The 11,661-nt window shown below is 35.4% G+C and carries 14 protein-coding genes; all 14 read left to right on the top strand.

The window, feature by feature from the left end:
* The first annotated feature begins 163 nt into the window (after positions 1-163).
* The 14 genes from FB551_RS09695 to FB551_RS09630 all read left to right on the top strand — a co-directional run bounded on the left by FB551_RS09695 (position 164) and on the right by FB551_RS09630 (position 11,654).
* Positions 164-490 carry a hypothetical protein gene (locus FB551_RS09695; protein ID WP_047433623.1) on the top strand — a complete coding sequence of 109 codons (327 nt, stop codon included), beginning with the start codon at positions 164-166 and terminating at the stop codon, positions 488-490.
* 18 nt (positions 491-508) lie between these two features.
* Entirely contained in the window at positions 509-1,141 is a 633-nt protein-coding gene (locus FB551_RS09690) for a hypothetical protein (protein WP_142017064.1), read from the top strand.
* A gap of 21 nt (positions 1,142-1,162) precedes the next feature.
* Complete coding sequence (locus FB551_RS09685; protein WP_047433622.1) at positions 1,163-1,939, top strand: sensor histidine kinase; 777 nt, start codon at positions 1,163-1,165, stop codon at positions 1,937-1,939.
* Positions 1,940-1,950: 11 nt separating this feature from the next.
* Positions 1,951-2,640 (top strand): response regulator transcription factor, encoded by a 690-nt coding sequence (locus FB551_RS09680; protein WP_142017062.1) that lies wholly within the window; start codon positions 1,951-1,953, stop codon positions 2,638-2,640.
* 151 nt (positions 2,641-2,791) lie between these two features.
* Positions 2,792-3,184, top strand: coding sequence for a DUF1398 domain-containing protein (locus tag FB551_RS09675; protein WP_142017060.1), 393 nt, complete (start codon positions 2,792-2,794; stop codon positions 3,182-3,184).
* 130 nt (positions 3,185-3,314) lie between these two features.
* Positions 3,315-3,992: a DUF2490 domain-containing protein gene (locus tag FB551_RS09670; protein ID WP_142017058.1), complete on the top strand. Its 678-nt coding sequence runs from the start codon at positions 3,315-3,317 to the stop codon at positions 3,990-3,992.
* A 76-nt stretch (positions 3,993-4,068) separates the two neighbouring features.
* Positions 4,069-5,073, top strand: a complete 1,005-nt coding sequence (locus FB551_RS09665; protein WP_047433619.1) for a bestrophin family protein — start codon at positions 4,069-4,071, stop codon at positions 5,071-5,073.
* A 140-nt stretch (positions 5,074-5,213) separates the two neighbouring features.
* On the top strand, positions 5,214-6,827 hold the full coding sequence (locus tag FB551_RS09660) for a Na+/H+ antiporter (protein ID WP_142017056.1): 1,614 nt from the start codon (positions 5,214-5,216) through the stop codon (positions 6,825-6,827).
* A gap of 219 nt (positions 6,828-7,046) precedes the next feature.
* Complete coding sequence (locus tag FB551_RS09655; RefSeq protein WP_142017054.1) at positions 7,047-7,475, top strand: SRPBCC family protein; 429 nt, start codon at positions 7,047-7,049, stop codon at positions 7,473-7,475.
* Positions 7,475-7,981: a GNAT family N-acetyltransferase gene (locus FB551_RS09650; RefSeq protein ID WP_142017052.1), complete on the top strand. Its 507-nt coding sequence runs from the start codon at positions 7,475-7,477 to the stop codon at positions 7,979-7,981. Before FB551_RS09655 ends, FB551_RS09650 begins: the two co-directional genes overlap by 1 nt.
* Positions 7,978-8,361 carry a VOC family protein gene (locus FB551_RS09645; RefSeq protein WP_142017050.1) on the top strand — a complete coding sequence of 128 codons (384 nt, stop codon included), beginning with the start codon at positions 7,978-7,980 and terminating at the stop codon, positions 8,359-8,361. The genes FB551_RS09650 and FB551_RS09645 overlap by 4 nt, the downstream gene beginning before the upstream one ends.
* A 35-nt stretch (positions 8,362-8,396) precedes the next feature.
* Entirely contained in the window at positions 8,397-9,419 is a 1,023-nt protein-coding gene (locus FB551_RS09640; RefSeq protein ID WP_047433614.1) for a glutaminyl-peptide cyclotransferase, read from the top strand.
* A 101-nt stretch (positions 9,420-9,520) separates the two neighbouring features.
* Positions 9,521-10,546, top strand: a complete 1,026-nt coding sequence (locus tag FB551_RS09635) for a glutaminyl-peptide cyclotransferase (protein ID WP_047435832.1) — start codon at positions 9,521-9,523, stop codon at positions 10,544-10,546.
* A gap of 145 nt (positions 10,547-10,691) precedes the next feature.
* Complete coding sequence (locus FB551_RS09630) at positions 10,692-11,654, top strand: hypothetical protein (protein WP_052187090.1); 963 nt, start codon at positions 10,692-10,694, stop codon at positions 11,652-11,654.
* The last annotated feature ends 7 nt before the right edge of the window (positions 11,655-11,661 follow it).

Below are 11,661 nucleotides of genomic sequence, written 5' to 3'. Positions count from 1 at the left end.
CGCAATTTCATTGGTTTTTATTATTATAATTTTGAAAAAGCAATATTATGTTAATTAAAATGAATGTATTTCACAGTATGGTTAGTTTTTTTTCATAACTTGTAATGTGTAGCTACAGTAACTTTATTCTAAACCTATTATATAATTTAAAACGAGAAAAACTATGGAACTACCTAAACATGCAGTCTTATTAGATGATGCTAAAAAATGGATCAGCAATTGGCAGAATACAAAAATTATCGATGGAACCTCTATCCGGGCTCACCTTATTCCGGCAAAGGATGTTCATGATATTTTTATTGACGACAAAGGATTTGCAAGATACCGGGGTTATAATGCAATTACCGATGAAGGCGAATTTAAATTTCTTCTGGTAGGCGTAGATGCAGATAACAATGATATTGTAGACTATGATAAAGGAGATTATGTGTATGACATGACCACACCTTGTCCAAGCGTATGCTCCACTGCAAAATGGTGGAACCTGTAATCTGAAAACTGGAGATCATTGGATCAATGGATTGAAATATTGTCGTTAATTGGAAAAGGTATTCTGCTGATTAATCTGGCAGTATACTGTATAGGCTTTTCCGGAAGAGTAAAAGCCTATACATTCTTCATCGGCTATTTGGCCTGGATATTAGTATGTGAAATTGTTTTCTATGTATTGAATTCACAGAAGATTAATAATCTGTTTTTCTCACATTATTATCTGATAGGCCAGTTTTTATTACTGGGATTATTCTTCCATGAGATTATAACGGAAAAATACCAGAAAAAAACAGCACGTACACTTTTAATTATCATTCCTGTTGTTCTTGTTATACAGTATATAATATATCCGGAAAAGTATTATGTTTTTAATCTTTTTGAAATTTTTGTCACGTCTTATTCTATTATAATTCTGGCATTATTGCATTTGTATAATATACTGGATACCAAAAAGAAATACAATTATATAAGCCTGGGACTTTTACTTTATCTGATAAGCAGTACCGTAATATTTTTGTCCGGGAATCTGTATACGGTCATGAACAGAAAACTGCATAAAGAGATTTGGGTATTCAATGTTGTCATGTTTATTGTGTACCAGATCTTTATTCTGATAGAATATCTGTCTACCCGTAAAAAAAATGTGTAATTACTGTTATGATTTTACAAAATGAATGAGAATACAATTATTTCCACCATCGTTTATACCTTTCTGGCCTTTACCTTACTGGCTGTTACCCTGATCATATTTTATTACTTTTCAAATAAGAAAATAACAAGAAATCTTATTCAGAAAAAGGAGCTGGAGGTCAGATACGAGAAAGATCTTACCCATGCCATTATCAGTGCCCAGGAAAAAGAGAGACTGAGAATAGCCCAGGATCTGCATGATGATATCAGTTCAAAACTCAGTGTGGTTTCTTTAAATATTCATCTTTTGGATTTTGATAATTTGACCAGAGAAGAATATAATGATCTGAAAAATAAAATAATACATCTCGTCAACAAAACTGCGGAAAGTGCCAGACAAATCTCACATGATCTCCTTCCTCCGATTTTAGAAAAGTTTGGACTTCATGCTGCAATAGATGCATTATGCTCAGAAATAAACCTGTCCAAAACCCTGCAGGTGACTTATTCTAATAGTCTGTACTTTGCAAAAGCAGAAGAAGAGAAAAATTTGCATATCTTTAGAATACTTCAGGAGCTCATTAACAATTCCATTAAACACGGGGAAAGTACGCATATTGATATAGAATTTTTAGGAAAAAACGGAAAAAATACCTGTATCTATAAAGACGATGGTAAAGGATTTAATCTGAATGAAAATACTTTGAAAGAAGGATTAGGCTTGAGAAATATCAGAAGCCGGGTAGAACTGATCAATGGAACACTAAAGATTGAAAGTGAAAACAATAAAGGAATCACTGTAGAATTTACATTTTAAATCATTATAAGATGGAAAAGGACATAATTCGTGTAATAATTGTAGACGATGAAGCACTCTTTCGTCAGGGAATTTCATTGTTGATACAGAGAGAAAAAGATATTGAACTGGTAAGGGATTTCAGCAATGGGAAAGAGCTGTTGGATGAGCTTGTAACCCTGGAAGAACTGCCTGATATTATCCTGATGGATCTCAATATGCCGGAAATTAACGGAGTAGAAGCTACCAAACAGATCCATATCAAATATCCTCAGATCAGAATTATTGCATTAACGAGCTATAACACAAAAGCATTTATTGTCAATATGATACAGTCCGGGGCATGCTCTTTTCTTAAAAAAAACTCAAGTCCTGCAGAATTGCTCACGGCAATCCGGGAAGTACACAGCAAAGGTTTCTTTTATAACAATGAGGTCATGGAAGCGCTCCATCAAAACCTTACAGAGCCTAAAAAGAAAATTTCCAGTATTTTTGATGCCAATCATATTTCCAAAAGAGAAAAAGAAGTATTGGAATTAATCTGTAAACAATACAACACCTCTGAAATTGCCGATCAGCTTTTTATAAGCTCCAGAACCGTCGAAGGACACCGCAACAGCCTACTGCTGAAAACAGGAGCCAAAAATACGGCTGGCTTGGTAGTATATGCCATAGAAAGTAAAATTGCCGATATGAATTATTTAAAAGACAGATTCGAATAAATGTCCATACCGTTGTTTTCATTAAAAAATTAATAAAATTATATTTTCTGACTAAATTAGTTGTTGTTTTATAAGCAGATGCAGATAATTTGTTTATTAAAAATGCAATAATTTTATAACCTTAAATAATAAAATCAGGAAATACAAAAGAATGAAATTTACCCTTGAAAACATTAAAGCAGAACATCAGAAAGTAAAAAGCGGAGCTGATTTCCCTCAATATATTCAAGCCCTGAAAACATTGGGTGTTTCTCACTACAAAACATACGTGTCAGATGGAAATACAGAGTACTTTAATCATGAAAGCCAATCTGTACAAACAGGAAGCAAATATGTTTTTCTTTCCATCTCCGATGATTTGAACGTTGATAGTTTTAAAATAAGACTGAAGATTCACCAGCAGGGAGGAACAGATTATATGACTTTCTGTAAAGACTGTGCAGAAAACGGAATCAATGGATGGACAATGGATCTTCATGCAATGACCTGTACTTATTTTGACCGGAACGAAAGTGATGTTCTGACAGAACAGGTTCCAGGATAATCTTTTACAAAAAACGGATGCAGACCATTGCATCCGTACTTCTTTATATTAACTTATAAAATATAGTTTGCTATTATTGATTTAAAATATTAATTTTGTTAAAAACGATAGATAATAGTAATTGACAAGCATGAGAAAGGTTTTTACGAAGTTGGCGTTCACCGTATTAGGTTTGGGATCCATTTTGACATTTGCTCAAAAAAACGATCTGGGAGCATGGTATATGTATTTTGGAAATAACAAAATCAGCAAGAAGCTGAACTGGCACAATGAAATTCAGTACCGTAATTTCGACGCAGTAGGAGATCTGGAACAGTTACTGATCCGTACAGGAATCGGATATGATCTTACAGAGAATAATAACAATGTTCTATTGGGATACGGATTTATTCTCAGTCAACCTTATGTAAACGGTGAAAAAAAAGAAAATATTGAACACCGGATTTTCCAACAGTACATTACCAAGCAAAAATTTGGACGTTTCTATCTTCAGCACCGCTATCGTTTGGAAGAACGTTTCCTTCAGGATGATTTCAGAATGAGATTCCGTTATATGCTGGGAGTAAATATTCCGATTACTCAAAAGGAAATGCTGCCGAAGACTCTTTACGCATCAGTATATAATGAGATTTTCCTTCACTTCAATAATCCGGTTTTCGATAGAAACAGAGTCTACGGAGCCTTAGGATATGTCATCAACAAAAATATGAGAATTGAAGCCGGGTATATGAACCAGATTCAGGAGAACAGAAACCGCGGACAGATTCAGATTGGTTTTTATAATAATATCCCATTCACCAAAAACTAATAAAACAGTTACTGAATGCTCTAGGTAAACCATTATCTGAAAATAAATTATAATAAACACAATAAAATAAACACTTATGCATTCAGGAAAAAGATTCGGAGCCCGGGAGTTCATTATCTGGACCAGACGGAGTATTTATGCACTGGTTGTATTATCTGCGATCCCTACAGTTCTGTATTTTATGGGCTGGAAATTTCTCTCAGTTCCATGGCAGCCGATTGCGATTATGGGAACAGCAGTTGCCTTTATCGTTGGATTTAAAAACAATGCCAGCTACAGCAGACTGTGGGAAGCCAGACAGATCTACGGAGCAATTATTAATGACAGCCGTAGCTTTGGATATATTCTCAGAGATGCATTACTCTCAAAAGATCCGGGTAAAGTAAAAGAAATGTTTCTTCGTCATTATGCATGGCTTACCGCATTGCGATTTCAGCTTCGTGAGCCAAGGGCATGGGAAAACATGGGATCAGATCAGTTTGATGAATATGCTAAAAAATATGACATTCCCGAGAGACTGACCCAACTGGACGAAGAATTGAAAAAATATCTTTCTGAATCTGAACGTCAGTACATTGTAAGCAAAAAAAACAGAGCGACCCAATTGATGGCAATGCAAAGTAAAGCTTTGTCCGAAGCTTATGAAAAAGGAGAACTGAATGATTTCCAATGGACACAGATCAATCAGCAACTGGTGAAGTTTACCGACGATCAGGGAAAAGCAGAAAGAATTAAAAATTTTCCATATCCAAGAAATTTCTCTTCCATTACCACCTATCTTCTGCTTCTCTTTATTGTTTTTGTGCCTTTTGGATTATTGAAAGAATTTGACAAATTAGGAGAAGGAACAATGGTAGAAGGCTGGACACTATGGTTTAATATTCCATTTTCTTTACTGGTAACCTGGTGTTTCCATACGCTAGACAATGTAGGAGAAGCTTCCGTCAATCCATTTGAAGGAAGTCCTAACGATGTGCCAATCACCCAGATCAGCCGTACCATTGAAATCGATATGAGAGATATGCTGGATGAGTCTGATCTTCCGCCAGCCATTACTCCGAAGAATAATATCGTGCTTTAATTCTTTCCGGTTGTAAAGATAAAGTCTAAACGTTGGATTAAATTAAACCTTATAGCTTTCTAAAACCTATAAGGTTTGGGTAATAATAAATATTTGATATCCCAAAATAAAAAAATAAAACTTAAAAAAACTAACTTAAAATGATTCACAGCTATGTTATAATATCCATTGCAGTCCTGCTGTCTGTGATGATATTGGTAATGATCGGGCAGAAATTAAAAGTAGCTTACCCTATTTTTCTTGTAATTGCAGGATTACTGATAAGCTTCGTACCGGGAATGCCGCGCATTGAAATAGAGCCTGACCTTGTTTTTCTTATTTTTCTGCCGCCTATTTTGTTTGAGGCAGCCTGGTTTACCTCATGGCAGGATTTTCATAAGTGGAGAAAACAAATTTTTTCCATGGCTTTCGGATTGGTATTCTTAACGTCCATAGTCGTTGCTTATCTTTCATCTTCTATTATTCCCGGACTTACCGTGGCAATGGGCTTCCTGCTGGGAGGAGTGAATTCTCCGCCGGATGCGGTAGCTGCTACTTCGGTATTGAAGCATATGAAAATTCCTAAGAAAATTACCAATATTCTGGAAGGCGAGAGCCTTATCAATGATGCATCCAGTTTAATTGTATTTAAATTTGCTCTGGCAGCCGTTATTTCAGGACAGTTTATCTGGAGGGATGCCGTTCAGGATTTCTTTACAATGGCTATCGGTGGAATTGCTGTAGGAGTGGCGGTAGGATCTCTTTTTGGAGCATTGCTTAAGATTATTCCTACCAATTCCAATATCGATACCATTATTACTCTTATCGTACCTTACATTATGTATGTGGGAGCAGAGCATTTTCATTTTTCAGGGGTGTTGGCTGTTGTGGCTGGAGGTTTATTGATGTCTTATAACTCACATTGCTATTTAAGCCATACCTCCAGAATCCAGTCCGGGAATGTATGGAGCGTACTGATATTCCTGATGAATACCATTATCTTTATCCTGATTGGTCTTGAACTTCCTATTGTAGTGGAGGGAATGCAAGAATACACCATTTCAGAAGGTATTTTCTACAGTGTAGTGATTGGCGGAGCGATTATCGGAACAAGAATTTTGTATAGTTATGCATTGATGTATTTTCCAAGAATCTGCTCTAAAGAATTAAGATTAAAAGTTCCCAAACCGGATTGGAGAGAGCCTTTTATCATCAGTTTTGCAGCAATGAGAGGAGTCGTTTCACTGGCTGCCGCATTGTCAATTCCTGCATTTTTACCCAACGGAGAAGCGTTTCCGCATAGGAATATTATTTTATTTGTAACTTTCGTTATTATATTGATTACCCTGGTAGGGCAAGGATTATTGCTGAGTCCAATCTTGAAATTATTGAATATTCAGGATGCCGGAAGTGAACTGCCGGAAGAAAAACAGGAAGTAATCCTTATGCGCAAACTAAAGGAAACAGCTTTGCACAAACTGGATAATGACTTTTCTGAATTAGCTGTAACCAACAGCCTTGTACGTCATCAAAAGCACAAGTTGGAAAATGAAATGATGCTGATGGCAGATAAAGCCCAATGCATGGCTTCCACAGGAGATTATGTAACCGCTATCAATGAAAATAAAGATGTCCTTCGACAGATCATTCAGGCACAGAGAAATGAATTGCACAGAATGAAAAGAGAAAAGATATTCGATGATCATGTGATGAGAACCATTGAAATGCAGCTGGATTTTGATGAAGCCAAGATTACTGGTTTTTCACATGGGTAATTACAAAATAAACCGCAAAAGTCACAAAAGATAAAAGTTAAAATACTTGCAGGAATAAAAAGTTTACAAAAGTAAAATTCTGAATTTTAAAGGCTTACGTGTACTTCTCATGAGTAGAAATTTAAACTTAAATAATTTAGTAGATAAAAACTTTTGTGACTTTTGTGGTTAAATATTATGGATAAAATTGTGTACATTTAAACATATTAAATCCATCATATGAGCACACCCATCACAGTTCAGTACACAATAAACGCTCCGGCTGAAAAAGTCTGGGAAGCATTAACCGATAAAAAAGAAATGAAATCCTGGTATTTTGATATCCAGGATTTTGTATTGGAAACAGGTAAGGAATTTAATTTCTATGAACCCGGAGGTGAGAATAAATACCATCACCACGGTGAAATTCTGGAAATAATACCTAACCAAAAATTAAAGCACACATGGTCTTATCCTGATTTTTCAACTCTGAAAACTGTTGTAACCTGGGAATTACAGCCAGAAAATGAACACACGGTGGTAAAGTTAACCCACGAAGATATTGAAAACTTTAAAGACTTAGGGGAAGGCTTTTCAAGAGAAAATTTTGTAAAGGGCTGGAATACGATTTTAGGACAGAGTTTAAAAGAATATATAGAAAATAAATAATGATCGCATTACACCTTTTTACAATAGAAGATGCCCCAAAACTGATTTCAAAAATAAAAGATGAAAGGATGCTTCTTCAGTTTGCCGGCCCCGCATACCATTTTCCTCTCACAGAAGAACAACTTGATGCAGACTTATCTGATGAAAAGAGAACCCTGTTTAAAATTACAGATCAGTCGGGAAATACAATCGGGCATGCACAGATATTTCTAAAAGAAAAAACATTCCTGTTGGGAAGAGTTCTGATCTGGGATGAAAACAATAGAGGAAAAGGCTATGGGAAGAAGGTAATGCAGGAGCTTCTGAAATATGGATTCAGTCATTTTGATAAAGAAACTGCTGAACTGAATGTGTACGACTGGAATACAGGAGCTATTGAATGTTACCGGAAAGTAGGTTTTGCTTTTGATCCGGATGTTAAGAGCGAAGCCAGAATTGATCAGGAAACATGGGTTTCCCTGAATATGAAGATCCATAAAGATACCTTTGAATTACAGGAATTATGATACAATTTACCACACTTCGTCCTGTCTTCTGGACAGAAAACCTTGATGAAACCATTGCATTTTATATGAACGTTCTTGGATTTACACTGATGGGCAGAAATGATGACTGGCAGTGGGCCTCTCTTCGAAAAGATGAAGTGTACATTATGCTCTCTCAGCCTAATGAACACGAAAATAATACTTCAATCGGGTTTTCAGGTTCTTTTTATTTCAATGTAAATAAAGTGGATGATCTTTGGGAAGACCTTAAAACAAAAGCCAAAGTCTGCTATGAAATTGAAACTTTTGAATGGGGAATGAGAGAATTTGCTATCTATGACAACAATGGATACATATTACAATTTGGTGAACCCGCAGATAATATTGGCAATACGGAATAAAATTTGCTATTTTTGGAGAAATATTTAGAAATTCAATGAAAAAAAGTATAATAGCGGGTTTCGCAGCGATTTTATTATTGGCGTCTTGTAATAAGGATAAAGAGATTCTTAATACATTAAACACTTATAATACTTCAATGGAGGCGAAGGGATACCATTTCGGAGATAAGCTTGAGCTTCCAAAAGAGGTAACGGAAAATGCAGAAAGCGTAACGATCAGCTTTGGAGATAAAGAAACAAAAGATTTAACAATTGACCCTAAATTTTTTACATTAGGTGATAATGCTGTTACCTTTAATATTAAAACAAAAGGAGGTGAAGTCCTGAATCAGGATGCTACGATCAATGTATTTGCAAAAAATCCTGAAAAAAATATTCCTTATCAGATTGTAGCGGAATATCCCCACGATCCCAAAAATTTTGTACAGGGTTTCCAGATTGAAGGAAATACCATTTATGAAAGTGACGGACAAAACGGATCTTCACAGATTTTAAAATATACACTGGGAACAACAACTCCGCTTGCTTCTACGAAACAGGCTCAGGAAGATTTTTCTGAAGGAAGCACCATCGTTGGCGATAAAGTGTACCAGTTGACATGGCAGAGCAAAAAAGGATATGTTTATGATAAAAATTCTTTAAAACTGCTTTCAGAATTTGCTTATCCCAATGTACTGGGTGAAGGTTGGGGATTAACCTATGATGGAAAAAGCCTGATTGCTTCTGACGGAAGTAAGCTTTTATATTTCCTTGATGTAAACGATCCTTCAAAACTGATTAAATATATTGCTGTTGCAGGAAGTTCCCAGGCATATGATCAGTTGAATGAACTGGAATACCACAACGGATTTATTTATGCCAACGTATGGCAGAAGCCCATCATTTTAAAAATCAATCCTGCCAATGGAGAAGTAGTGGGAACTTTTGATTTTACAGAAATCGCAAAACAAAATACCAAAGGAAGTGATGATGTACTGAACGGAATTGCTTTCAAAGGAGATAATATGCTGGTAACAGGAAAAAACTGGCCAAAGATTTATGAAGTTCAGATCAAATAATCTGATTTTATGGATAAAAATAAAAATAGCGTTCCCTTGGGAGCGTTATTTTCGTTTTGAGGATTAAATTTTAGTACTTTTGGCAAATGATTAAAACCTTTATGAAGCAAAACATTACGATGGGTTTTGCTGCAGTTCTATTCTTAGTTTCCTGTAGTAACAAAGAAAAAATGCTTGATTCTCTGGCAGACTATAACAATGCAAAGGAAGCAAAAGGATATCATTTCGGAGATAAGCTTGACCTTCCAAAAGAGGTGACGGAAAATGCAGAAAGCGTAACGATCAGCTTTGGAGATAAAGAAACAACAGATTTAACAATTGATCCTAAATTTTTCACATTAGGAGATAATGCTGTTACCTTTAATATTAAAACAAAAGGAGGTGAAGTGCTCAATCAGGATGCTACTATCAATGTTTTCACAAAAACACCTGAGCAGAACATTCCTTATACAATAGTAGCTGATTATCCCCATGATCCTAAGAATTTTATTGAAGGCTTTGTAGTGGAAGGAAATACAGTGTATGAAAGTGACGGAATGAAAGGAGCTTCACAGCTTATAAAATATACATTAGGATCAGATGTTCCCAGGATTGTTGCAAAGCAGCCTGCTGAGATTTTCTCTGAAGGTTGTGCCATTGTGGGAGATAAGGTGTATCAACTGACATATCAGAATAAAATTGGTTTTATTTATGATAAAAACACTTTGAAAAAAATCTCTGAATTTCCATTGCCTGGTGTAATTGGAGAGGGTTGGGGACTGACGTATGACGGAAAAAACCTGATCGCAACAGATGGTTCTAAGAATCTTTATTTTCTGGATGTCAATAATCCTTCAAAAGTAGTGAAAACTATGGCAGTTGGCGGAAATTCTACGATTTATAATCAGCTCAACGAACTTGAATATCACAACGGACTTATCTATGCTAATGTTTGGCATGAACCTGTAATTCTAAAAATTAATCCTGTAAATGGAGAAGTTATTGGAAAATTTGATTTTTCACAATTGACCAAAGAAAATGATAAGGGAGACAGCGAGCATGTCTTAAACGGAATTGCTTTTAAAGGTGATCATATGCTGGTGACAGGAAAAAACTGGGAGAAAATTTATGAAGTTACTTTTAAATAAACTCATTATATCTTTTGTAGAACAGCTTTTTTTCAGCAACAGGATGGTCTCAGTTTTGATTAACATCAGAGAAGATTCTATCAAACTTAAACATCTTTTGGGTAACGTTATTTTTCAGTAAATTAACCCCAATTAAAAAAACAGAGTGAAGTTTTTAAACATACTATTTTTTTTCCTTTTCTGTACGGCTTCAGCGCAGAATATTCTTCCTTTGGATACTTTGAAACTTAAGGAAGCTAAAGATATGCTTGCTGACGACTATGGAAATCTGTATATCTATAAAAATAAAGATTTCAGTTTTACCAAATACGATTCTTTAGGAAAGCAGATCGGGAAAATGATGCTTACTGTTCCATACAAAGTTCAGACGGTACAAAATCCACTGAATGTACCTTTGTTTTCCGAAAATGCTCAGGAAATGAAATTTGTAGACCAGAATATGAATGAGATTCAAAGATTGGATTTTAAACAGAAATTTGGTTTTATCAGAATGGCTTATGCTGAAGATCTTCAGCAGCTGTGGCTTTTGGATGACAGTACAAAACGTTTGATACAGTATAATTTCAGAAATGATACAACCATCAATTCATATCCTTTTGATATCAGCTTTGAAGATCTGATGGATATGCTGGTTTATGAAAATAAGGTCTATATTTTAACCAGAAAACATATCAGGATTTACAACCTGAAATTTGAAAAAATATTCGAAGCCCCTTTGGAGAATGGAAAACGTTTTCGAAGAGAGAATGATATAATCCTGGTTGTTGCCAATAATTTTATATCACAATATGTGCCTGAAAAAGGTATGTTAACCGTTTTCGAAGATCAGGAAGCGCAAATTGTGGATAAAAACATCCTCTCTTATTTTGCAATCAAAGGGAACAAACTCTATCTTTACAGCCTTGAAAAAGTAAAGAAAGCCCAACAGCAAAAACAGCTCGAAGCTCAGCCGGAATCTCTGCAGGCACCTACAGAAAAACCAGTAGAAAAGACTGAAGAGAAACCTGATGAGAATACAGCAGAGAAGCCTTCAGACAATACTTTACAGAAATTAATCGAAGATACTTCTAAAGTTCAGACTGAGGCCATCGAAAAACTTATCAACTAATCAGTAA

Source organism: Chryseobacterium aquifrigidense, from assembly GCF_006716485.1.
GTDB lineage: Bacteria > Bacteroidota > Bacteroidia > Flavobacteriales > Weeksellaceae > Chryseobacterium > Chryseobacterium vietnamense.
The sequence above is the reverse complement of the archived record's forward strand: the minus strand, read 5'-3'. Positions and strand labels throughout refer to the sequence as shown.

What these genes read in the sequence shown, in the direction of transcription:
- FB551_RS09685 (WP_047433622.1), top strand. Translation starts at nt 1,163, where the DNA reads ATGAATGAGAATACAATTATTTCCACCATCGTTTATACCTTTCTGGCC.
- FB551_RS09660 (WP_142017056.1), top strand. Translation starts at nt 5,214, where the DNA reads ATGATTCACAGCTATGTTATAATATCCATTGCAGTCCTGCTGTCTGTG.
- FB551_RS09665 (WP_047433619.1), top strand. Translation starts at nt 4,069, where the DNA reads ATGCATTCAGGAAAAAGATTCGGAGCCCGGGAGTTCATTATCTGGACC.
- FB551_RS09680 (WP_142017062.1), top strand. Translation starts at nt 1,951, where the DNA reads ATGGAAAAGGACATAATTCGTGTAATAATTGTAGACGATGAAGCACTC.
- FB551_RS09655 (WP_142017054.1), top strand. Translation starts at nt 7,047, where the DNA reads ATGAGCACACCCATCACAGTTCAGTACACAATAAACGCTCCGGCTGAA.
- FB551_RS09640 (WP_047433614.1), top strand. Translation starts at nt 8,397, where the DNA reads ATGAAAAAAAGTATAATAGCGGGTTTCGCAGCGATTTTATTATTGGCG.
- FB551_RS09670 (WP_142017058.1), top strand. Translation starts at nt 3,315, where the DNA reads ATGAGAAAGGTTTTTACGAAGTTGGCGTTCACCGTATTAGGTTTGGGA.
- FB551_RS09695 (WP_047433623.1), top strand. Translation starts at nt 164, where the DNA reads ATGGAACTACCTAAACATGCAGTCTTATTAGATGATGCTAAAAAATGG.
- FB551_RS09645 (WP_142017050.1), top strand. Translation starts at nt 7,978, where the DNA reads ATGATACAATTTACCACACTTCGTCCTGTCTTCTGGACAGAAAACCTT.
- FB551_RS09635 (WP_047435832.1), top strand. Translation starts at nt 9,521, where the DNA reads ATGAAGCAAAACATTACGATGGGTTTTGCTGCAGTTCTATTCTTAGTT.
- FB551_RS09650 (WP_142017052.1), top strand. Translation starts at nt 7,475, where the DNA reads ATGATCGCATTACACCTTTTTACAATAGAAGATGCCCCAAAACTGATT.
- FB551_RS09675 (WP_142017060.1), top strand. Translation starts at nt 2,792, where the DNA reads ATGAAATTTACCCTTGAAAACATTAAAGCAGAACATCAGAAAGTAAAA.